Source organism: Proteus sp. G2669 (assembly GCF_009915245.1).
In the GTDB taxonomy this organism is placed as follows: Bacteria; Pseudomonadota; Gammaproteobacteria; order Enterobacterales; family Enterobacteriaceae; genus Proteus.
In genome coordinates this window covers 69,420-92,362 of record NZ_JAABLX010000026.1, presented here as the reverse complement: position 1 = coordinate 92,362, position 22,943 = coordinate 69,420, and the positions used below count along the sequence as shown (strand labels likewise).

Genomic DNA, 22,943 nt, shown 5'->3' with positions numbered 1-22,943 from the left:
TAATCCTTTCATCAAGGATGAATAATTAACAAAATCATAAAATAATGGTTATAAAATAGCTTTAATAAAACAAACGTTATTATTTATAAAAATAAATACTATTTATTTAAATAAGATAAATGTATTTTTCTATCTATAGTCCATTTCTTCTCTTAATCTACCATCTAATTCAACTCTTTTTAGCCAAATTAGGAGATCCATAATATCAAGAAGATCAGTATCGATCATAACGTCAAAAAGATGATATTTATGATATAGCTTTCGAGCCAATTCTGGATATCGAACTATTGGTGTGCCTACTTTTTTCGCATATGTTTTTACAGCCAGTGCTTTTGCATTTTCACACTTCAACGAAACTAATGGCATAATATTATTATCAGGATCAAAGTAAATTCCCACAGCAATATGAGTCGGATTAACAATTACAGCAGAAGAATCTCTAATCACTTTTTTCATTGGCTCATCAAGTAACTCTTGGTGTAAATATTTGCGTTTTGATTTTATTTCAGGATCTCCTTCCATATTCTTATTTTCTTGTTTTATTTCATGTTTTTCCATCATCATATCTTTCATGAAAAGGAAGAAATCAGCAATAATATTTAAAGTAAGAAGTGGTAATGAAAGAATAAAGAAAATAAAAACAAAATCGACAACAACAGAGCACCATTTTTCTACTACAATATTTAAATTAGAGCGATAAAGTAAAAATATCTCTTGGCTATTTATTACCATAAAAACAAAACAAACCACTAAAAAAACGATAATAAAAAGTAATGTTTTTATGAAATCCTTTATTGTTCTTAAACTAAATATCTTCTTAAAACCAGAGATTGGATTGATATGATTTAAATCTATTTTTAATGCTTCAGTTGCTATTTTAAATCGAGACTTAAACAATGAGATAGTAATACCCACGAAAGCAGTAATAATCAATACAGGTATAATAATATTAAAAAATAGCTTTGATATTATTTTAATATAACTTTCTAAATTAATATGTGTTGGATTTAATAAAATAGATTGGTAAAATTCAATAAATTCTGTAAAATTAACTCGGTGAAAAAGATAGATAATGCCAATAATATAAATCACACCTGAAGTTAACTCTTTATTTTTAAATGTTTGCCCCTTTTTAGCTGAATCATCTAATTTCTTTTGTGTAGGTTTTTCTGTTTTTTCAGCCATAATAAAAACTCATAAAGAGAGTATGGAAATACTGATAATTAAAAAAACCTGATAATTCATTTGTCATTGCTGAAGTAAAAAAAAGCAGAAGTGCAGAAAAAGCAATAATGCCCTTAATACATAAAGAGAGTGAAAATGCATTCAACTGAGGACAGAAAAGGGAATAAACACCTAATGCTACTTCACTAAGAAACATCAAAACTAATACAGGTGAAACCAAAACAATAGCCACTCGTACTATATCGGTCAACCATTTTCCTATTAGTGAATAACCAATATTTTGATTAAAATAGCCAACAGGAAAAACACTATAACTATCTTTTAAGACTGTCATTAATGTTACTAAACCACCAAACTGCAGAAAATAAGCAACACAAAATAATCCCGTTAGCGAAGCAAATTCTGAAGATTCAATACCTGTTGTAGGATTAATAGTATCACCAATACTAGCCCCTCTTTGATTATCTACAAATTCACCAAATGCCGAGGCTATCCAAAATGGCGTTGCAAGTAACAATCCGATAAAAAGGCCAATAATAATTTCACTAATTAGAATAATAACCCCGTTATCTCTAATATCATCTGAAATAGGAATACTGACTTTTATACCCAATGCAACATAGAAAATAATAACATATTTTAAAAATTGGCTATTAAGAATTCTACTATTTAAAAAAGGAATAAACATAAATGCAGGAAGTAAACGTGCCATAAGAAAAAAGATATCAATAAGATAAACTTTAAAATATTCGAAGATTATTAACATATTTTATCCAGCGAATCCTATCGCTAACATTTCTTTTGCATAGATCAATAATTTTTCCCCCATCCACCCCATTGTCATTAATAAACAAACAAAAACACACACTAACTTAATTCCAAAAGGTAATGTTTGTTCTTGTATTTGTGTAATTGTCTGTAATAATCCAATAATTAATCCAACAAAAGTGGCAACGGCAATAGGTGCTGCTGATAATAAAATAATGAGATAGATTGCCTTATTAGCGGCATAAACCATATCCATTATTTTACCACCATCAAATCAAGGTATTGATTTATCAGTCCCTTTGATAATAATGTCCAGCCATCCATTGCAATAAATAAAATTAACTTTAAAGGGACAGAAAGTGTAATCGGGCTCATCATCATCATTCCTAATGCCAGCAAAATACAAGAAACGATCAAATCAATCACAATAAAAGGTAGATAAAGATAAAATCCAATAATAAATGCCGATTTTATCTCGCTTAACGCATAAGCAGGTAATAAAGAAAATAGTGAGCTTTCAATTTGTTCATCGTCGTCTATGCTGTCTGGTCGATACCCTTGAGCTTTATCAAAGAAATCTAATAATTCTGGTTCTGAATATCGGTATAAATAATGCTTATATTCACCTAATGCTTCATCAGAAAAACGTTCTAATGATCCTGGCTCTCCTAAATTAATAGGATTATTCACAAGATATTGATAGCTATTTTTAGTCATTGGCGTCATAACAAATAATGCCATCATTAACGCAACTGCATTTAGAACCATATTAGAAGGTACCTGTTGTACACCCAAAGCATTACGCGTCATAACAAGCACTATCGAAAATTTAAGATAACACGTACCTGCGGCAATAATAAAAGGCGCAAGTGTTGCCAAGGCAAGCGTTAATATCAATGTTGTAGAGCTTTCCATTATTTACTCGTTATGTGAAAAAGAACGTTGGATCTCAACAGCTAAACGATCACCGACCCTAATCAATTCTCCTTGAGCAATAGAAAGGCCATTTACTTTTAAAATAATTTGTTGATGTGCTTCTTCAGGCAGCATGATATGTTGCCCTGATTTCAGATTTTCTATTTCTTCAATTAATAGTGTTTTACTGGCTAAAATAAAAGAAACAGTGACAGGAATATTACCGATGGGGGCTAATCTTTTCTCTTCATCAGTAGTAAAAGGTTGACTCTCTATTTCATGTGCTGATTTGTTTTGTTCATTACTGTCTAATACTTTTGATTCATTCTCATTTAATAGCTGCACACTATTTTCCCCATTCCACTCAAATTTAATCCATTTTTTCTCACCTAAAAATAAATTAGATGATATTTTTTCTATAAGTAATAAATCACCAAGTAATATATTTTTTAATAATGAAAGAGAAAGCTGGCTCGTTCCTAAACAAAAATCTCCTATAACTCCTAACTTATTATTAGATAGCGCTATCCATTGAAAATGCCCTTTTATTTCATGAATAAAAACATCACCAAGATCACTGCTAATTTTGGGATAGGCACCATTTACTGATTGACCTAAATAAATATCCTCTACACGCAATAAAAAAGGTATTGATGAAAATGAAAGTAAAATCTGAGTATAATTTCGAATAAAAAGAGAACACAAATAAGAGGAAGGAACCAATTCCCAATCAATCTTTTTTTCAGGATAAAGCCTATCCATAACGCAATTAACAGACATTAATCCATTAAAGAAACCAAGTGAATTTTCCCCATAGATAGAAAAATAATAATCTCTTTTATCTACTGAATATGATTGAAATGAGGCAGAAAAACATCGCATGGTGTTATCATCATCATTATCTTTTATACATGCTAATAATGATGTATTCATAAATCACCATCCTTCTTTTTAGGATCTGCATCAATTGAAGTAATATAGTCATATTCATTTTCTGAGCTATTTTCTAACGACAATATTGCTCTACCTTGATATTGATTTAAATTATCCAGAGAAGTTTGGTAAACACGTCCTGTAGAGGCAATAAATTGCATCTGATGTTTCATAAAAAAAAGAATTTTTATTTGATGATGTTCGTTTCCCCACTTCTTAAAAACATAAGTAATATCATTTTTTTCGGTGGATTGTTTTGTATGTAATATTCGCCAACAAGGCACTTCAAGTGGCGATTTATTCACCGTTTTGACCTCTATTTGAGGTTGTTGCACAAATTCTACTTTTTCAGATAATTGTGCAGAATTAGTATTATTTTCCGTATCAACTTTATGTGTATTCTTTATTTCACTATTAAATACATCGTTTATCTCATTTTTTTTACTAACATTATCTTTAATATTATTTTTTTTATTTAACAAGTCATCATTAATGATGATATTCTTTACTTCAAGATTTTGTTTTGTTTTTTTAATTTCACTTGCTCTTATAATCAATGCTTTAATAATTGATTTATCAGATGTTTTTTCTTCTATTCTATTGGAAAGAAAAAATAATATATTTCTATTCATCAGGAATAGTCCTTCACTCTCTTCTCTCTCTTCTCTCTCTTCAATATCTGATAATATTTCTAAATCCTTGTTTTTTTCATTTAAAAACACATTAGATTTATTTAATTTTAGAAATGTTTCTAATTTCATTTCTAATTTCTGTTTATCTTTAGGAAAAAACTTTTGACATTGATATAAAACCATTTCATCAAAATTACATTCATCACTAGGAATTATGTTGTTTATTTTTACATTATTAGATAATATCGTTGTCATACAAAGCGATCTCCTGTATATCATATTGTTCTAAACGTTCTAGATATACCTGTAATTTTTTCTGCTTTCTATCAAAATAGCGTTGCATTTTCTTCTGTTTTTTTATTGTAATAATATATTCTTTTTCAAGTTCTTTTTTTTCTTCTTTCAATTTTTCTTGTTGAATAATTATTTCTTTAAGCTGAGTTTGACATAAATTCAATGAAGATAAGACAATCGCTTTTTTTCTTCTTTGATGATAAAAAGAAATAATGGAATAAATACCTATTTTTTCATAATTGGGTATTTCATTTTTCAATAATTCCATTAATTTCTTTTGTTCTTGTCTTTTATTTTCCGCCTCAACTAATAGTCTTTCATATTGATACTGTTTTTTTTCAATTTTTCTTTGTCGCTTAACTAATAAATCAATGATAGCTTGTTGTTTAATTGGCAATCTCATACAATTTTTCTAATGTTTGCTGAAATTCTGCTTTTTCTTTAAATGACTGCATTAAAAATTTTTCAACTTTAGATTGTTTATTCACAGCTTCATCATTTAATGCACTATCCCCAATACGGTATTCACCAAATTCTTGTAACAGTTTAATATCCTGTAATCGCATTAAAATTTGTCTTATTTTTAATCCTGCCTGTTGTTGTCGTTCATCTGTAATTTGCTGAAAAAGGCGACTCACACTCGCTAAAATATCGATAGCAGGATAATGACCTGATGCGGCTATTTTTCGTGAAAGGTAAATATGACCATCAACGATAGAGCGAACCTCTTCACCTATTGCATCAGGTTCATCATCACTTTCTAATAAGACGGTGTAAAATGCAGTAATAGACCCTCGTTTTGTCACACCAGGTCTTTCTAGAATGGCGGGCAATGTATCAAAAACTGAAGCGGGATAGCCTTTACGGACTGGTAATTCGCCTGCTGTTAACGCGACATCTCGTAACGCCCTGCAATAGCGTGTTATTGAATCAATAAATAAAACAACATGTTTACCTTGTTCACGAAAATATTCAGCAACTGTAGTCGCCACTAATGCCGCATTACAACGATCAACCGCAGGTTTTTCTGAGGTTGAACAAATCAATACGACCTTATTACACCGACTATCTTGTTTTAATTCTTCGACAAATTCGGTAACTTCTCGGCCTCGTTCACCAATTAATCCGATGACAAATACATCTGCTTGAGAAAAACGAATAATCATATTCAGCAACATTGTTTTTCCTGTTCCTGCACTGGCAAATATTCCCATTCGTTGTCCTAAACCACAACTTAATAATCCATCTATTGCACGAACTCCTGATTGAAATAATGTTGTGATAGGTAATCGTTCATGATATGCGGGAGGCTGCGCATGAACAGGGTATAATTTAGAAGGTAAATCTTCTGATAAGTCTTTACCGTCAAATCGTAATAAACAATGCCCTTTAATATCAATCATGCTGCCTAATACACGATGATTTAGAGCAACAGAGAAAGCCTCACCTGTTGGCTCTACGATAATTTGCAAAGAATAGCCTTGAGAGTTGCCCATCATACTCAATATTGTTATTCCGTGGCGAAATCCAATAACAATAGCTTCACCAATTGGCATGCTATTTTCTATGCTTTTTCTAATTTGGCAAATTTCACCAATAAAAACATTACGCAACATCACCTCAAGAATATTACCTTGTATCCGAATTGGGTGTGCTGCATAACGAAAAGGAGAAAACGCGTTAGCCATAACTAATTAATAAATTGCTGATTAGTTCGATTCATGGCTTGAAAAAATTCATCTATCGCTTTTGCCATTGTTTCGCCATTTTGCAAGGCTATTGGCATAAAAGAAGCGCGTAACTCTAAATCATTTTCAACTTTAACTAACGCTGGTTGGCCCGGATAAAAGCTTTCTGTTTCTGAGTTCACATGACTTAATATAATTTCTGCGCTATTTTGTTTTAATTGATTTTCATCATATTCACGTAATACCGACCAAATCATAGGAACATTATCAACAATTAATAAATTAATATCAGGCATATCGCCTAAGCTAATCGTAATAGTTGAATGGTTATCAATAGAGTGCCCTCCAGAAAAAAGGTCTGTTCGACCAATAACGTTCATAGCATCGATAAGTAATTGTGCAAGATCAAATGACATATTATTCCTCTAAATAGTTTGTAAAACATTTATTTCAATATCTGATGATATTTCATCGTATGATAAAACAGATAGTTGTGAGAACTGTGTTTCTAGTAATTTTCTTACAAATCGTCTTATATCAATTGCAGTTAATAAAACATAATTTTGAATGTATTTTATTTCATCAAGTGCAATGGTTATTTTTTCTAAAATAACATCAAGCTCCGCAGGTTCTAAATTTAAAAATGTCCCTGATGATGTTTGCCTAATTCCATCACGAATAATTACTTCAATTTCATTAGATAATATAACAACATTGAGCTGACTATTTTTAGAAAAAAAACCACTTATATAACGAGAGAGTAATGTTCGAATATGTTCAGTGAGCAAAATAGGATCTTTTTCTTTTCCACCCCATTGAACTAATCCACCAATAATCGTTTTAATATTTCTTATTGGTATTTTTTCTTGCACTAATCTCTGTAAAACTTCATTGATCCTTTGAATAGAAATTTGCCGATAGCATTCTTTCATTAATTCTGGTGATTTTTCCTCTACTTTATCTAGTATATCTTTTGTTTCTTGTATACCTAAAAACTCCACAATATTTGCTGTAATTAAATTGGAAAATTTTTGATAAAAATAATCTTCTGAACTTATAAGTTCAAAATTAAGTTTCATTAATAATGATTTATTATCTTCATCAGTCCAATAAGTTTTTACTCCCTTACATTCTAACTCAATATATTTTAACCCTAAAGAAAAGAATTCATCTGTCGGTGCTTCTATATTAATAAGAGGAAAAGAACAATAAAACTCATCCGCTTTAACTTCATTAATTAAAATGATGACTTTATCTTTATCAATAGTATCAGAATAATAAATTAAGATATCGGGAAGTAATACCCCATATTGTAATATAAATTCTTTCTTTAACCATTTATCAAAGACCTTTTTTGTTAGATAACTTTTCTTTTTCACTGAAAGCGTTACGATTAGTGGCTGTGTTTCTGCTTGCGATAAAGAAATTGTTTCTGTTGCTAATTGGTTTTCTTCTTCTTGTTCTTTTTTTCCAGAAAAAAGATTAGACATAATACCTTTTTTCTCATCACCTTCTTCATGATGAGGAGTATCACTATTCTCAGAAGTTTTCTTTTTTTTATCCCAAATGTTTTTTTTGAAAAAATAACATCCAATAATCGTAGATAAAATAATAAAGACGGGCGTTGGAAAGCCAGGTAAAAAACCAATAGCAAAAGCAAGCAATGCAGTGATTAAGAGTGCGAAGTCTTGAGATAACAGCTCATTCATAATACTTGAGCCTAAGTTTTTATTTTCATCTCCGACTCGTGTCACAATGAATCCAGCACTAATTGAAATTAATAAAGCGGGAATTTGTGCCACTAAACCATCACCAATGGTTAATAATGTATAAGTTTGCAACGCTTGAGAAAGTGACATCCCCATTTGCGCCATACCAACAGACATTCCACCAATTAAATTAACAAAAATAATCACAATGCCGGCAATAGCATCGCCTTTAATAAATTTCATTGCACCATCAAATGATCCATAAAGCTGACTTTCTTGCCCTAATTCCTTCCGCCTAATTTTAACTTCATCATTATTAATGATGCCTGATTTCAAATCCGCATCAATGCTCATTTGTTTACCCGGCATACCATCAAGAGAAAAACGTGCAGCGACTTCGGCAACTCGTTCAGAACCTTTTGTAATAACAAGAAATTGCACTACTGTCACGATAGAGAAGACCACAAAACCAACAACTAAATTTTCTCCAATAACGAACTCACCAAAAGAGGTAATAATTTCTCCAGCATCGGCATCCAATAAGATAAGTCGGCTAGTACTAATTGATAGAGCTAAACGAAATAACGTTGTAATCAAAAGTAATGCGGGAAACGTCATAAAGTTTAATATTCGAGTGACATAAAAAGAACTCATCAATATCAATAATGCAATCGTGATATTAAGACCTATAAGAAAATCAACCAAATAGGTAGGCAATGGCATAATTAACATTAAAATAACTAAAATTATCACTGACAACACAATAAGTTCTGGGCGATTTCTTATCGAGAAAAGAAATTTATATATCATTATTAATATCCATTAAAAATAATTATTTGTTTTTTCTTAATTCGAATTTTTCCATATGAATATACTTATCCATAATAGTTTGTATTATTTTTTGGCAAGAGATTCTATTTTCATTAGATAAATACAAGCATTCTGGATATCTATTAAATAGTGTTCTTATTATTTGTAAAAATCGCATCTTTACCGTTATTAATAAACTTGAAAATTCTTTGGATAATAAACCCAACAAATAGATATTCATTTCATCGGGTATTGTCATACCATGATAGAACAATTGATAAAGCTGTTTTTCTGATAATATATGCTGTAATTCTTTTTCTTTAAAAAGATCCATTCCTAATGAAATAAAACTATATATTGCTCTTAATTTATTGACTCTTTCTAACAGCAAACCAAACTCTGAACTTTGTGAGCAGCTCGGCATCAAAGATTGCATATCATATAACAAACCTTGTGCCAAAAAGGTAAAAATAGCCGTACATCGTTCAATATCATATTCTTCTATTAAAAACTGAAAGAAATAAATTGGCTCTAAATCTAAATCAAGATAGCTACGATAAAGATCTCGTAATACAGAGGGATTAAGTAATAATAATTTACCAAATATTTTTGCTTTTAAAGCGACATTAATCCCCGCACGAATATTTTTTGCATTTTCTCCTTCAAGCATACGCACAATTTCATTTTCTATCTCAGCATCTAATTGCGCACCTAATTTTTTCTTTCTAATTAATTCCCGTAAAACCATAATCAAATCACTATCGTCAGGAAACATCTGTCGTAAATAAGCCAATAAGTCCAGTAAGCTTTGATCTGATTTTTTAAACATTTTTAATACTTTATCTAATTTTTGATCTGCACCTTCCTCTGTAATATATAAAGTATTGTTTCCTCGTTCTGCTTTTTTATCTAATCCTTTTCCATAGCGTTGTGAAAATTGCGAGGCAACCATCGACATATCATCAGCAATTTCCATCAATTGGTTTTGATAGTTCTGTCTCTCTGAAATTTTAGGCTGCTTATATTCGTTATCACTTCTATTTTCATGATTAACTTTATTTTCTTTTATTGCAATTTGAATCGGGATCGTCGATTTAATTGGCGTAACCATGGCATTACCTCATAAAATTCTGAAGTTGTTGCAATGCCTGTGTCGTTTTTTTATTCATCGGTTGAAAAGGATCATCACTTAATGATTGTGAGATATCACTGTCAGTGCTTCCCAATAAACGTGGCTGTAACATAAAAATACGTACCATCTTTTTATTGTTATCTGATTTATATGTAAATAGTTTGCCCAATAATGGGATCGCACTGAGAACTGGAATTTTAGATTCCGCATTTACATTATCTTCTCGTGTATATCCACCAATAAGCAAACTTCCACCTTCTGAAACTCTTGCTACGGTACTAATATTAGTACGATTAATCGTAGGTAGACGTTCATTATCTTTACTTGAATCTTCTTTTTTTTCTGCGCCATCTTCCAAGTTGATGATCATTTCAATCTCTTTATTAGAGCTACCAATACGAGGTAATACACTCATCATTGTGCCAAATGTTGTTGATTCTAATGTTGCAACTCTTTCCCCCTTAATTTGAGTATAAAAAGTCGTATTATTATCAAAAATTGCAGGAGTATTTTCCTGAGTTAACAAGATGGGTCTTGATACCATTTTTGCATCACCATCATCACTTAATGCTTTAATTTTACTGAGAAAACTAAAACCCGATGCTGGTGTTAAACTCGATGTATTAAATGAAAAGGCGTGATTGCCGGAGTCAAAACGCGCACTCCAATCAATCCCTAAGCTATCTGCCTTACTTTTCGAAATATCTATGATCCATAGTGAAAGCTCAACTTGCCTTTTAGGCTTATCAAGCTGAGTAATTAATGAATGGACTAATGCTAAACCTTCCCGACTAGTTTTAACTAATAAGCTATTTGATGCAGGCAACGGTACTAACTCAACATGATATTGTCCCATTTGAGTGACAATAGGTGTTGTCGAATAAGACGCCTCTTCACTTTCGCCATTACTACTATTCGTATTTAAAGATGCGGAATATGTATTCTGTTGCTCTCTATTTCGCGACGCTCCATTCATTTCTTGTGTTTGTGAATGAAATAGCTGCTGTAATACTGTCGTAATACCTGGTAGTACAATTTTTTCATCACGTAATGAATAGCTACGATCTTGAACAAAGGTATTTTTTAGTGCAAATATCTGCACAAATTCCTCTCCATAACGAGAGCTCCCCGTGGGAACTTGATTATTCATTGTTTGTTGCTGTTTTTCTGCCGCAACATTATCAAGATAATCTGCAGCGGCTCTCGCTAACTTAAGATAAATAGGTGGCCCAGATAAATAAAAAGTACGCTTATCTTTTCCTGCTCGTAATGGAAAACGTAGGTCGTACAAACCAACATCTTGCAGATATTCCTTGAGCTCATAAATACTAATATTTCTTACTTGAAATAATGCTTGCTCTATTTCAGTATTGTCATACACATAAATTGCTTCACCATCATTAAAATAAAGTAATGACATACGGCGAACCATCGACTCAAATGCCTCTTGAGGCGAAGCCAATGAAAAATTACCGGTGATCCTTTTTTTCTTAACAGCCTGACTTAAAATAAAGGGCTTATTGAATTTATCTGATAAAACAAAGAAAAACTGCTCGATACGGGTATCAACAGCAATAAACATATCGGGTTTTTTACTTTGATGTGTATAAATAATTTGCTCTTCTTCTGCTTTGACAGATAAAGGCAAACTACAACAAAGAAGTATCCCAATAATAAAACAGACTTTATTTTTTATATTCATAAAGAAAACGACCAATTCGGCGAAATTCCGTTGGAGTAATACCAAATAATGTTTTAATTTCATTAGAGAAATGTGATGCAGAACTAAATCCATTATCAACGGCGATTTGTGTTAATGATTCATCCGTTGAAAGCGTTGTTAAAATCGATGAAGCAGCACGCCATGAACGTAATTGGCTTTTACCGCAGTTCCCCAAATAGCGTTTGCATAAACGCCTAAAATGCGTACCAGATACGCCATAGCGTTCCCCTATTTGTGCAATATTGCTTTTTTTCTCATCTAAATAACTAATAAGGTGCAAAATAAGCCAATAACTTTCACTATGTCTTATCGTCACAAAAAGTGGTTCTAATTGGCTATTCTCTTTTAATGCTTCACTAATTAAAATATGCTCTAGTGTTCCTTCGCTATTTTCTATATGAAAAATCTTCTGATTAATATCAAATTCAGTTCCAATAGCTGTCATTTTTGAAAAATCACGCGCATAATCAATAAAAGCCAATAATCGAGCACATATAAAAAAAGAACGTTTTTCTATTTTCCAAGTATGTGGTTCAGATTGAAAAACAATATTCTCATTTTTCGCATTATAAACAAATGCCTTACCTTGTACTATCTTTACGATTTTATTTTCATATATTTTTATCGGCGAACCATCACTCAAAGGAATACAATAGAATAAAGAATCACCCATCAATATATCATTGTCACCATTTATCTTTATATCATTTATTAACATAATAGAACCTTAAAAATTATAAAAAAACAAAAATAACGGTAATAACATTAATACCGAAATATTATTTATGCATTATGATTTACAGCACTTTAGATATAATAACATTAATAATTAGTGATAAATATGTACAATCATCCAGATTAGTTTAAATTTTACAAGATATTTTTATTAAAAAACACTTAAACTGTAAAATAATAAACCTTATTTTAAAAATAAATAAGATTAATTAAATTATTATCCAAACCTATTCACGGGAAATATTAATAAACAAAGTTATTTATGAGCAATTATATTTTTTATTATCTTTATATTTTAAACGGGCCATTAAAAGGCACAAAAACATCACTTTCATCTCATCACTATTCCATTTTGTTATATAACGGTGAAAATAGAGAAAATAGTGAACATAAAAATAAAATCAATTTATACATTCCTTTTGATGATGATTTCTCAAATGTAAATATTGATATTAAACTTGATCAAAAAAATGACAATGGTAATTTATTTACTATAAATAATAATAAGTTAGGGAAAATAAAAACAGAAAAATTAACATTAGATAATCCCATTTATTTAAATGATATTCCAATCTTATTGATTAGCAAATCAGATAATATAAACATTAACGAGTTGAATTTTAGTTTAAATAAAATGAAGGTAAAAACTTATTCTACTGTTTTTATTTTCATTTTTACTTTAATACTCAGTTTGTTTATTTTATATTACTTATTAAAAGATAATAAATTTATTGATGGAACAGTTGATATACCGATTCAGTTATCGCCTCTTAATTACAAGGGAGAAAACAATCATCTCTGCCTCTATGATGATTCAGTACCGGAATGGATAAAAACAGAAAATAGAGAAGGTGAATATATTTATGTTGATATTAATAAAATTAAAAATTCACTAATATCCAGACAGCATAAAATCAATCACTTGATTTTATCAAATAAAGAAAAACCAAAATTAATATTTATTTATCAAAATGAAATTGAAAAAGAAAAGGAGATAAATGCTATTCATCATCAATTTCCAGAAAATTGTTACCCTGAGGTTATTTCACTTTCTATGAATAATTTAATCAATGAAATCAATAAAATTTCTTTTATTCAAAAATCTGACTATGAAATAAAGAAAGATAAAAATAGGCTTGTATTAATATTTAATAGCAACTTATCTTATCAAGATAAATCAACGCTAAATCAATTTATAAAAAAACAAACATCCTTTTTTGGTAGAAAATTTATATTTTACCAAGAGAATATAGGTAAATCTGAATTACAAAATAAAACCATGCTACAAGAAAGTAAAGGCTATATCTTTATTGATAATAAACACCTTTATTTTCCTAATGGATAAAAATCTCACTTTTGATAATGACACTTTAATACTTTAAGAGAACGATATTATGTCAACTAGCCCAACAGGGAATGCGAATACTGAAGATGCAAGCTCAATTCAAAATATTGATGACTATTTTCAAAACCCCGTAAAAAACCAAAGCGAGGCTTTAAAGAAAGCCTTAGAGGCATTAAAAATGGATACGTCTAATGCTGCGGCATTAGCAGATTATCAGGCCAAACTTGCGGAATATAATATAACGCGAAATGCTCAATCAACATCCATTAAAGTCGTAAAAGATCTTGCCATGAGCATTATTGGTAATATGCGCTAACCTTTTATTTATGGAGTACCTATGGCAATTACGCCCATCACATCTATTAATTTATCCACTTTATCTGATACATCTGATGAATTAAGCCACAATTCATTGGCGTCCATAACGACAAAAAGTATTGCGGATAGTTTGCGATATGAACAACAGATACAAGAAAAACTTTCTACACTCAGTCAATTGACGGATGTTCAAAGTTATACCCAACTTCAAACAACGCTCAATGATTACACCATTACGATGAATCTCGCCAGCACATTGGTCAGAAAATCATTAAATGTTGTCGAAACATTATTAAAGGCACAATAGTAATGAGAGCTAAGTCTTTATTATGCGCGCTATTATTTTGTCTATTTCCATTGCTTTCGGGTTGTAAAGACCAATCACTTTTGACGGGCCTTAATCAACGCCAAACAACACAAGTACAGGCGGTATTGCAAAAACATCACATTACGACAACCCAAATCGCGCTGGGTAAAGGTTTATTCGATATTACAGTTAAAAAAGAAGATTTTGCCATTGCAGTACAAATTTTAGAACAATATCAACTACCAACCAATGCACGTATTGAAGTGACACAAATATTTCCTTCTGATGCATTGGTATCCTCACCTCAGGCAGAAAAAGCACGGCTGATTTCTGCACTTGAGCAACGCTTGGAACAATCCTTAATCACAATTGACCATATTATTGATGCAAGGGTTCATATCAGTTATCCCCTTTCATTATCAGAACGGGGAACTCCTGCTCCTCATGCCTCTGTGTTAATTTTTTATGAGGAAAATACATTGGATAGTGACCAACTTAGTGAAGATATCCGTGCTTTTATTAACAACGCATTTAGTGATATGAGCATAAATAATATTACTGTGTTACTTTACTCAAGAAATATAAATAAACTCACGAAGCCCAACTTAGTTATTCCCGATGAAAATCATTCAATTTTCTTTCAATATGGCTGGTTAATTGCGCTGATATCAATCAGTATCATTATTATTTCCGTTGTGCTGCTAATAAAGCATCGTCGAGAAAAAACAATATTGCGAGAGGAAAAGCAAAACCATGCTCACTCTTCAGCAATTTGAGCGGATATCTATCGTGATGTATGAACCATTACAATATATCCATCAAGATTATTATCAATTAGTAACACCCAATGACGATCTCATTTGGCAAAAGCTTTCAAACCGTCAACTTATTCAACAATACCATCTCAAAACCGAAATCGATTTTGATCTTGAGAATGATCCTGTAGCAAATAAACTGGTTACGCAATGGTCATACTTGCCTCAATGTGCGCTTTTTTTAGGATATCTTTTCTCATCATCAGCTCTTTTACAGGTTGATAATTACTATCAATTATCCCCTACATTACGTGCATTTCTTTCTCTAAAACCGATTTTATTTGCTGAAGAAAAAATAGATGACATGCTCGGAGAACCTCAACATATCGGCTATCAACTCTTATTAGATTTTATTTCTTCGATATCCAATGCGTTAGCACAACGCTTTGTACTCTGCTTCCCCAAAGAAAAAAAGCGAATTACGTTGCCTGCAAAACTGCATTTATCACATTCTATTTTCCTTTTGGTACTGAATTATGTTGCGATCCCTGCCTGAAACTCTTTTGAGTTATACCTGTGAGGGTGTGCTTATTCGTTCTCGCTATCTACGACAATTAGACAATATTCGTAGAATAGAGCAAATAACACATAAAAAGATAAAGAAACGGCTGATTGAACTTGAGAAAAAACAAGAATTACAATCTGTTGAAAATAAAAAACAGGCTTATGCTGAAGGGTTACAGGTATTATTAGGCGATATCCTGACGCTATGTACACAATATCACACCGAATTATGTCGTCACGAAATACAACAAAGAGAATTAATTGTTCAAGAAATTGCCCACTATTTTCAATCACCACAAATGCAAATAGAACTAACAAAACATCTGATCACCACAGTACCAACAGATACTAAATTAACATTAGAGATCCCGAAAACACTGCGTTCTTATGTGGAAGAATTACTTAATGGCCAAGACGTTGAATTGATCTTTCATAATGAATCTACACTTTCTATCAATTCAGGATCACACGTTGTTTTTTTTGATCCCCCTTTATTCACTCAAGATCTGAAAAAACAGTTCCATCAATACTATTGCGAGAAAAATCATATGCTGTTTTCTCAAGAAGTGAAAATGCGATTATTGGCTTATATACAAGAGTTTGATGAAAACACAGTAGATAAAGGTACTCACGATGAAAATTGATCCTCAATATATTACTCATCAAATTAATAATGCAAAAGCGACATCTCATCGTCCATCATCAGCATTAATGACAAAAAAAGAGGATCCCTTACAAGCCTCTCTTAACCAAGATTTTTATCAACAGTTGCAAAATCTCAATCTTAACAATGCAAAAGATATTCTTCATTTTTTAGTACAGTATGAAGTTAAAAATAGAGATAACCAAACAATTAAAGAAAATCGCCAACGAGCCATCTTAATGTATGCACGTCAACAAAGTGCTTTAGAACACACAGAAAACCAAGATGAAATTAATCAGGCCTTGGTTTCATTTCTCTCTTATCAAGGTTTTTATCATCAGATTACCCTCGAATTATTGGGAATGACAGACAACCAAGATACTTATGAGGGATTTTTCAAACCAGATAGTACATCGTTTTCATTTTGATTATAGGATCTGAGGCCCTGCACCCTTTTCACCTAAAATATCATCAGGATTGCGCAACGGACAATCACTCAATGATAGACAACCACAGCCAATACAGTGGTCAAGCCCGTTACGTAATCGTTTAAGACGACGAATGCGTTCATCTAGTCGCACTTTCCAATCCGTTGATATTTCGTGCCATTGTTCTGCTGTTAATTTACTATTTGGCGGATATTTTCCCAATATTTCTTGAATTTCTTTTAACGGAATTCCCGTACTTTGAGCCGCCTTGATAATTGCCACATAACGCAATACAACCGGTGGGTAACGCCGCTGATTACCTGCACTTCGATAACTCTCAATTAACCCTTTTTCTTCATAAAAATGAAGTGTTGAAATAGCAACACCACTACGTTTTGCCACTTCACCTACTGTAAGTGCTCTATTGAAATCTATTTTCTCTTTTTCCATCTTTTCCTCTTGACCTCAACTTAACTTGAGGTTTTATAGTCCTCTCCTCAAATTAAGTCAAGCCAGTGGGATGCTGGTTTTTGTTTTTTAAGATTGTTGAGGTCAGATGAATGCCAAGTTCAGTTGCACGTATTCTCGAAAGCCATTCTTTATGGTTTATCGCTAGATTACTTATTCTTGTTTTATTTCTTTCTTCTGGCTTTGCCAAAGTCTTTGATTACGAGAATAGTTTGGCGGAAATGCGCGCTGCGGGATTGGAACCTGATTGGTTTTTTAATATTGCCACTGCGATCGTCTTATTTTGTGGCTCACTTTTAGTGCTTTTCGATCGCTATCTATGGCTAGGTGCTGGCGCTTTAGCTGTCTTTTTATTTTTAACTATTGTGATTGTTCATACCTTTTGGGATATGACGGGAGATAAAGCCATGCTGTCGATGTTTTTTGCAATAGAGCATCTAGCCGTTATTGGCGGGTTAATGACCACAGCCATGGCAAGTCATTTCAGAGCGTTATGGAAAAAAGCTAACGCATAAAACCATAAAAAATAGAAAAACAGTCACTATGAGATCAACAATAATATGAATAAGAAACTTACTCTTACTGTATGTGCTTCACTCTTTTTACTCAGTGCAGGAGCTGCGGTTTATGCAACTACGTCATCTGATGAGGATTCATCACAGCAATTTGCTTACCCCCCTACTAAAGTGGCATTAGCAACCGTACAATCATCAAAATTACCAAACAATATGCAAGGTGTTGGGGAATTAGAAGCCGCACGCCAAGTCTATTTAGCCGCTGAAACCAATGGTCGAATTGCTGTGATTAATTTTGATTCAGGACAAACGGTTAAAGCCGGTCAAGTTTTAGCTAAATTAAATGATGAACCTGAACAAGCGGAATTATTGCGTTTACAAGCACAATTAACTAACGCGGATAAACTCTACTCCCGCACAAAACAGCTTTATAGTAAAAATGTCGCAGCCGCTGCGCAATTAGACAGTACATTATCTGAGCGCGATATGATCGCCGCATCCATTCGTGAAGTGAAAGCGCGAATTGCACAGAAAGCAATAAAAGCACCTTTTGATGGCATTGTTGGAATAAAACTTGTTCATGAAGGACAGTATCTCAATGCGGGTGAACGTGTTGCATCTTTAGTCGATGCGAGTCATTTAAAACTGAATTTCTCACTTGATGAGCAAGCTGCTCCCAAAATTTCCGCAAAACAGCCCATCAATATTGAGGTCGATGCTTATCCAGAGATGGTATTTACAGGCTCTATTAATGCCGTCGATCCTCTTATTGGTCCATCTCGTACTGTACAAGTACAAGCTGTTTTACCTAATACCGATAACAAATTAAAAGCGGGCATGTTTGCTCGTGTACAAGTTACTTCTCCAGATAGTCCTATGGTATTAACCGTACCAGAAACGGCAGTTACTTATACTGCCTATGGAGATACCGTGTTTGTAGCGCAATCTGACAATCAAAAAAACCTTATCGCTAAGCGTGTCTCTGTGAAAGTTGGATTGCGCTACAACGGCATGATTGAGATAAAAGAAGGCTTATCCCTTGGTGATCAAATTGTCTCATCTGGCCAAATTAAATTAAGTGATGGCATTTCAATTGAACCTATTGAGCAAGATACATTAACACTAGCTCAATCAGCGACAACAAAACCATAACGGGAGTTAATAATGAAATTTACCGATATTTTTGTTCGGCGACCTGTTTTGGCATTAGTTGTTAGCACATTGATCCTGTTACTGGGCGCATTTGCGTTCAGTAAACTGCCAGTTCGTCAATACCCTATGTTACAAAACTCAACAATTACGATTGCAACAGATTATCCTGGTGCTTCGTCTGAATTGATGCAGGGATTTGTTACCCAACCAATTACACAAGCGGTTTCCTCTGTTGAGGGAGTTGATTATATTTCTTCATCTTCAGTACAAGGTAAAAGCTTAGTTACCGTCAGAATGGAGTTAAACCGCGATCCAACTCAAGCTTTGACGCAAGTAATGGCGAAGGTAAATCAAGTTCGTTATAAGCTGCCAGAACAAGCTTATGATCCGGTGATCGAACTTTCATCAGGAGAATCTACAGCGGTAGCTTATGTGGGTTTCTCAAGTGAACAGCTTTCTATTCCCGAACTCACAGACTACCTTTCTCGCGTTGTTGAGCCGATGTTTTCATCCATTAATGGCGTTGCTAAAGTGCAAGTATTTGGTGGTCAACAATTGGCCATGCGCTTGTGGTTAGATGCAGACAAACTGGCTGGTCGTAACTTAACGGCAAGCGATGTCGCAAATGCAGTACGCCGTAATAACTATCAAGCTGCCCCAGGTAAAGTAGAAGGCGAGTTTGTAATTGCCAACGTTTATGTCAATACTGACCTCACTAATGTCGAAGAATTTAAAGACATGGTTATCATTAATGATGGCAATAATCTTGTACGTTTGCGTGATGTCGGTACTGTCGAATTAGGTGCTGCGGCCACTGAAACCAGTGGTATTATGAATGGTAAAAAAGCCGTATTTTTAGGTTTATTCCCGACACCAACAGGCAACCCACTCGTGATTGTTGATGGTATTAGAGATCATCTTGTTGATATTCAAAAAACCTTACCCCCTAGTGTCGATGTAGAACTGGCATTTGAAACCTCACGTTTTATCAAAGCCTCTATTAACCAAGTAGTACAAACCTTAATTGAAGCGATTTTAATCGTTATTGCGGTTATTTATCTCTGTTTGGGATCGTTCCGTTCTGTTCTTATTCCTGTACTTGCCATTCCGTTATCGATGCTAGGTGCTGCCGGATTAATGCTTGCCTTTGGCTTTAGTATTAACTTGCTCACCTTGCTAGCAATGGTTTTAGCCATTGGACTTGTCGTAGATGATGCAATAGTCGTTGTTGAAAATGTGCATCGCCATATTGAAGAGGGTTTATCGCCTGTTCAAGCCGCTTTAGTGGGGGCGAGAGAAGTTGCCGGTCCTGTAATTGCAATGACGATCACTTTAGCCGCTGTTTATGCTCCGATTGGTTTAATGGCTGGATTAACAGGCGCATTATTTAAAGAATTTGCCATAACGCTGGCAGGTAGTGTGATTGTATCCGGTATTGTGGCATTAACTTTATCCCCCGTGATGAGCTCATTAATGCTAAAACCAAAAGAAAATGAAGGCAAAATGGCTAAAATGGCTGAGTTTGTTTTCGATAAACTGGCTCATTATTATGGTTACGTGCTTAATTTTTCTTTAGCTAATCGCTGGTTAACCGTTGTTTTTGCCTTAGCCGTGTTTGTCAGCTTACCGTTTTTATATAGCCAGACAAAACAAGAGCTGGCACCTTCAGAAGATCAGGCGAGCGTTTTAACTGCTGTAAAAGCGCCACAACATGCAAACCTTGCCTATGCTGAACGCTTTAATCAGAAGCTTGATGAAATTTATATGAGTCTACCTGAAACAGACAGTACATGGATAATTAACGGTACAGATGGGCCTTCAGCCAGCTTTGGTGGTATTAACTTTGATGGTTGGGATTTACGTGATCGCAACGCAGATCAAATCCAAGCTGATTTACAAAATCGCGTCAACAATGTGGAAGGTACCAGTATTTTTGCTTTCCAATTAGCCTCTCTACCCGGCTCAGTGGGTGGATTACCTGTACAAATGGTGCTACGTAGCCCATTAGGTTACCCCGTTTTGTTTGAAACAATGGAACAAATAAAACAACAAGCAAGAGAAAGCGGTTTATTTGTCGTGGTAGATAGCGATTTAGATTACAACAATCCCGTTGTTCAAGTTGCCATAGATCGAGCTAAAGCCAATAGTTTAGGCATTCGTATGCAAGATATTGGTGAATCACTCTCACTATTAGTGGGTGAACACTATATTAATCGTTTTGGTATGGATGGCCGCTCTTATGATGTGATCCCACAAAGTGTACGTCACCAACGTTTAACGCCTGCAGCTCTTGCGGGGCACTATATTCGTACTCAAGATAATGTTTTGATCCCATTATCAACCGTTGTGAATATTACGACTCAAGTTGAACCCAATAAACTGACACAGTTTAATCAACAAAATGCAGCTATTTTCCAAGCGATCCCCGCACCCGGTGTAACAATGGGGCAAGCGGTCGCTTTTCTTGAAACCGTGGCTAATTCATTACCTGCAGGTTTTAGCCATGATTGGCAATCTGATTCTCGCCAATTTACTCAAGAAGGAAATACGTTAGTCTTTGCTTTTATTGCCGCACTTATCATTATTTACTTAGTGTTAGCTGCACAGTATGAAAGTTTGGTCGATCCTTTGATTATCTTAATTACTGTACCGCTATCAATTTGTGGCGCATTAGTCCCTCTCGCTTTAGGGATGGTGACGCTAAATATCTACACTCAAATTGGTTTAGTCACACTAATAGGGCTTATCAGTAAGCACGGTATTTTAATGGTGGAATTCGCTAATGAATTGCAAGTTCATAAAAATCTAAACCGTCGAGATGCCATTATTGAAGCAGCAAAAATCCGCTTACGTCCTGTCTTAATGACCACTGCAGCAATGGTTATTGGGCTTATTCCTCTTTTATTTGCCAGTGGTGCTGGGGCGAATAGTCGCTATGGATTAGGGCTGATTATTGTGTCAGGCATGTTAGTCGGCACACTGTTTACTCTGTTTGTGTTACCAACGATGTATAGTTTCTTGGCTCGAAACCATCAAATCAGCGCTCAAACTGAGCGTCAAAAGCAGTTACAGCAAGTCAGTGAGCAATAAAACTAAAAATAACAAAAAGTAATATCGTAAAACCAATCCCCATTGTGAATACAATGGGGATTTTATTTATTAATGGGAATGCTTTGAAAAATAAACACTACCTTGCTACTCTGACGAGCATTAAAATATAAGCTGTAGCTTATCATCCTGTAAATAAGTTATAACTTATATTAGGTGAGCTGTGTGGAATGTATTCTTTACAAATAATTTCGATTCTTGGTTATTAGAACAAAACATCGAGTTACAAGAACGCGTTTTAGCGGCCTTACAGAATTTAGAGGTTTATGGGCCTAGGTTACCAAGGCCATATGCTGATAACATCAAAGGTTCAAAATATCCGAATATGAAAGAGCTTCGAATACAACACACAGGAAAACCTATACGAATATTTTTTGCGTTTGATCCAACTAGAAGAGCCATTGTGCTATGTGCAGGAAATAAAGCTAACAATAAGAAATTTTACCAAACGATGATCCATATAGCGGATCGAGAATTTACCTCATATCTTTTATCAATAAGAGAAGACAATGAAAACACTTCAACAAGCTATCGCTGAACGTTCTCCTGATAGCCAAGAACGCATAAAAAAAATGGCTGATGAATTGATACTAGAAACAGGGCTGCAAATCTTAAGAGAAGAGTTAAATATTTCGCAAAGAGAACTTGCTACCCATTTAGGAATTTCTCAACCTGCGATTACCCAAATAGAGCAAAGAGGTAACGATCTAAAACTAGCAACATTAAAACGCTATGTTGAAGCTTTAGGCGGTAAACTTAGCTTAACGATTGAATTACCTACTGGTGAAGATCGTGTTTTCCATCTTTAAATTTAAA

Annotated in this window: 26 protein-coding genes; 12 read left to right on the top strand and 14 right to left on the bottom strand. The window is 33.5% G+C overall.

What is annotated here, in order from left to right; translation table 11 throughout:
- Nucleotides 1-129: 129 nt before the first annotated feature.
- From GWI68_RS07980 to GWI68_RS07920, 13 genes are read right to left on the bottom strand one after another with little or no spacing between them, the layout of a single operon-like run.
- Nucleotides 130-1,185, bottom strand: a complete 1,056-nt coding sequence (locus GWI68_RS07980; RefSeq protein WP_166539934.1) for an EscU/YscU/HrcU family type III secretion system export apparatus switch protein — start codon at nucleotides 1,183-1,185, stop codon at nucleotides 130-132.
- Nucleotides 1,178-1,951 carry a type III secretion system export apparatus subunit SctT gene (gene sctT / locus GWI68_RS07975; protein WP_166539933.1) on the bottom strand — a complete coding sequence of 258 codons (774 nt, stop codon included), beginning with the start codon at nucleotides 1,949-1,951 and terminating at the stop codon, nucleotides 1,178-1,180. The genes GWI68_RS07980 and sctT overlap by 8 nt, the downstream gene beginning before the upstream one ends.
- A gap of 3 nt (nucleotides 1,952-1,954) precedes the next feature.
- Nucleotides 1,955-2,209 carry a type III secretion system export apparatus subunit SctS gene (sctS, locus tag GWI68_RS07970; RefSeq protein WP_166539932.1) on the bottom strand — a complete coding sequence of 85 codons (255 nt, stop codon included), beginning with the start codon at nucleotides 2,207-2,209 and terminating at the stop codon, nucleotides 1,955-1,957.
- Nucleotides 2,209-2,868 carry an EscR/YscR/HrcR family type III secretion system export apparatus protein gene (locus tag GWI68_RS07965; protein WP_166539931.1) on the bottom strand — a complete coding sequence of 220 codons (660 nt, stop codon included), beginning with the start codon at nucleotides 2,866-2,868 and terminating at the stop codon, nucleotides 2,209-2,211. The genes sctS and GWI68_RS07965 overlap by 1 nt, the downstream gene beginning before the upstream one ends.
- A 3-nt stretch (nucleotides 2,869-2,871) precedes the next feature.
- The gene (locus tag GWI68_RS07960) at nucleotides 2,872-3,801 is read right to left on the bottom strand and encodes a FliM/FliN family flagellar motor switch protein (protein WP_166539930.1); all 930 of its coding nucleotides are present in this window, start codon (nucleotides 3,799-3,801) and stop codon (nucleotides 2,872-2,874) included.
- The gene (locus GWI68_RS07955) at nucleotides 3,798-4,688 is read right to left on the bottom strand and encodes a hypothetical protein (protein WP_166539929.1); all 891 of its coding nucleotides are present in this window, start codon (nucleotides 4,686-4,688) and stop codon (nucleotides 3,798-3,800) included. The genes GWI68_RS07960 and GWI68_RS07955 overlap by 4 nt, the downstream gene beginning before the upstream one ends.
- Nucleotides 4,669-5,130, bottom strand: a complete 462-nt coding sequence (locus GWI68_RS07950) for a type III secretion protein (RefSeq protein ID WP_166539928.1) — start codon at nucleotides 5,128-5,130, stop codon at nucleotides 4,669-4,671. The genes GWI68_RS07955 and GWI68_RS07950 overlap by 20 nt, the downstream gene beginning before the upstream one ends.
- Nucleotides 5,114-6,415, bottom strand: coding sequence for a type III secretion system ATPase SctN (gene sctN, locus GWI68_RS07945; RefSeq protein WP_166539927.1), 1,302 nt, complete (start codon nucleotides 6,413-6,415; stop codon nucleotides 5,114-5,116). Before sctN ends, GWI68_RS07950 begins: the two co-directional genes overlap by 17 nt.
- A gap of 2 nt (nucleotides 6,416-6,417) precedes the next feature.
- Nucleotides 6,418-6,831: a type III secretion protein gene (locus tag GWI68_RS07940; protein WP_166539926.1), complete on the bottom strand. Its 414-nt coding sequence runs from the start codon at nucleotides 6,829-6,831 to the stop codon at nucleotides 6,418-6,420.
- Nucleotides 6,832-6,840: 9 nt separating this feature from the next.
- Nucleotides 6,841-8,934, bottom strand: a complete 2,094-nt coding sequence (locus tag GWI68_RS07935) for an EscV/YscV/HrcV family type III secretion system export apparatus protein (RefSeq protein WP_166539925.1) — start codon at nucleotides 8,932-8,934, stop codon at nucleotides 6,841-6,843.
- A gap of 22 nt (nucleotides 8,935-8,956) precedes the next feature.
- Nucleotides 8,957-10,045 carry a type III secretion system gatekeeper subunit SctW gene (gene sctW, locus GWI68_RS07930; RefSeq protein ID WP_166539924.1) on the bottom strand — a complete coding sequence of 363 codons (1,089 nt, stop codon included), beginning with the start codon at nucleotides 10,043-10,045 and terminating at the stop codon, nucleotides 8,957-8,959.
- A 4-nt stretch (nucleotides 10,046-10,049) separates the two neighbouring features.
- On the bottom strand, nucleotides 10,050-11,768 hold the full coding sequence (sctC, locus tag GWI68_RS07925) for a type III secretion system outer membrane ring subunit SctC (protein ID WP_166539923.1): 1,719 nt from the start codon (nucleotides 11,766-11,768) through the stop codon (nucleotides 10,050-10,052).
- Nucleotides 11,752-12,462 carry a helix-turn-helix domain-containing protein gene (locus tag GWI68_RS07920; protein ID WP_227336109.1) on the bottom strand — a complete coding sequence of 237 codons (711 nt, stop codon included), beginning with the start codon at nucleotides 12,460-12,462 and terminating at the stop codon, nucleotides 11,752-11,754. The genes sctC and GWI68_RS07920 overlap by 17 nt, the downstream gene beginning before the upstream one ends.
- A gap of 324 nt (nucleotides 12,463-12,786) precedes the next feature.
- Between GWI68_RS07920 and GWI68_RS07915 the strand changes: the two genes are divergently transcribed.
- Genes GWI68_RS07915 through GWI68_RS07885 form a run of 7 tightly spaced genes read left to right on the top strand, consistent with a single transcriptional unit; the run spans nucleotide 12,787 to nucleotide 16,884 of the window.
- Complete coding sequence (locus tag GWI68_RS07915; protein WP_166539921.1) at nucleotides 12,787-13,869, top strand: hypothetical protein; 1,083 nt, start codon at nucleotides 12,787-12,789, stop codon at nucleotides 13,867-13,869.
- A gap of 49 nt (nucleotides 13,870-13,918) precedes the next feature.
- Nucleotides 13,919-14,185, top strand: a complete 267-nt coding sequence (sctF, locus tag GWI68_RS07910; RefSeq protein ID WP_109408410.1) for a type III secretion system needle filament subunit SctF — start codon at nucleotides 13,919-13,921, stop codon at nucleotides 14,183-14,185.
- A 21-nt stretch (nucleotides 14,186-14,206) separates the two neighbouring features.
- Nucleotides 14,207-14,494: a type III secretion system inner rod subunit SctI gene (sctI, locus tag GWI68_RS07905; RefSeq protein WP_166539920.1), complete on the top strand. Its 288-nt coding sequence runs from the start codon at nucleotides 14,207-14,209 to the stop codon at nucleotides 14,492-14,494.
- 2 nt (nucleotides 14,495-14,496) lie between these two features.
- Nucleotides 14,497-15,270: a type III secretion inner membrane ring lipoprotein SctJ gene (gene sctJ, locus GWI68_RS07900; protein WP_166539919.1), complete on the top strand. Its 774-nt coding sequence runs from the start codon at nucleotides 14,497-14,499 to the stop codon at nucleotides 15,268-15,270.
- The gene (locus GWI68_RS07895) at nucleotides 15,248-15,805 is read left to right on the top strand and encodes a type III secretion protein (RefSeq protein WP_166539918.1); all 558 of its coding nucleotides are present in this window, start codon (nucleotides 15,248-15,250) and stop codon (nucleotides 15,803-15,805) included. The genes sctJ and GWI68_RS07895 overlap by 23 nt, the downstream gene beginning before the upstream one ends.
- The gene (locus GWI68_RS07890) at nucleotides 15,786-16,457 is read left to right on the top strand and encodes a type III secretion protein (protein ID WP_166539917.1); all 672 of its coding nucleotides are present in this window, start codon (nucleotides 15,786-15,788) and stop codon (nucleotides 16,455-16,457) included. Before GWI68_RS07895 ends, GWI68_RS07890 begins: the two co-directional genes overlap by 20 nt.
- On the top strand, nucleotides 16,447-16,884 hold the full coding sequence (locus GWI68_RS07885; protein WP_166539916.1) for a hypothetical protein: 438 nt from the start codon (nucleotides 16,447-16,449) through the stop codon (nucleotides 16,882-16,884). Before GWI68_RS07890 ends, GWI68_RS07885 begins: the two co-directional genes overlap by 11 nt.
- On the opposite strand, the gene soxR is transcribed toward GWI68_RS07885, so the two are convergent.
- Complete coding sequence (gene soxR, locus GWI68_RS07880; protein WP_088494455.1) at nucleotides 16,885-17,334, bottom strand: redox-sensitive transcriptional activator SoxR; 450 nt, start codon at nucleotides 17,332-17,334, stop codon at nucleotides 16,885-16,887.
- A gap of 110 nt (nucleotides 17,335-17,444) precedes the next feature.
- Between soxR and GWI68_RS07875 the strand changes: the two genes are divergently transcribed.
- The 5 genes from GWI68_RS07875 (at nucleotide 17,445) to GWI68_RS07855 (ending at nucleotide 22,936) form a co-directional block, all read left to right on the top strand.
- Nucleotides 17,445-17,867 carry a DoxX family protein gene (locus tag GWI68_RS07875; protein WP_166539915.1) on the top strand — a complete coding sequence of 141 codons (423 nt, stop codon included), beginning with the start codon at nucleotides 17,445-17,447 and terminating at the stop codon, nucleotides 17,865-17,867.
- Between the two features lie 45 nt (nucleotides 17,868-17,912).
- Nucleotides 17,913-19,019 carry an efflux RND transporter periplasmic adaptor subunit gene (locus GWI68_RS07870; protein ID WP_166539914.1) on the top strand — a complete coding sequence of 369 codons (1,107 nt, stop codon included), beginning with the start codon at nucleotides 17,913-17,915 and terminating at the stop codon, nucleotides 19,017-19,019.
- 12 nt (nucleotides 19,020-19,031) lie between these two features.
- The gene (locus tag GWI68_RS07865; protein ID WP_166539913.1) at nucleotides 19,032-22,109 is read left to right on the top strand and encodes a MexW/MexI family multidrug efflux RND transporter permease subunit; all 3,078 of its coding nucleotides are present in this window, start codon (nucleotides 19,032-19,034) and stop codon (nucleotides 22,107-22,109) included.
- Nucleotides 22,110-22,290: 181 nt separating this feature from the next.
- Nucleotides 22,291-22,665, top strand: a complete 375-nt coding sequence (locus tag GWI68_RS07860; protein ID WP_166539912.1) for a type II toxin-antitoxin system RelE/ParE family toxin — start codon at nucleotides 22,291-22,293, stop codon at nucleotides 22,663-22,665.
- Nucleotides 22,637-22,936, top strand: a complete 300-nt coding sequence (locus GWI68_RS07855) for a helix-turn-helix transcriptional regulator (protein ID WP_166539911.1) — start codon at nucleotides 22,637-22,639, stop codon at nucleotides 22,934-22,936. Before GWI68_RS07860 ends, GWI68_RS07855 begins: the two co-directional genes overlap by 29 nt.
- The last annotated feature ends 7 nt before the right edge of the window (nucleotides 22,937-22,943 follow it).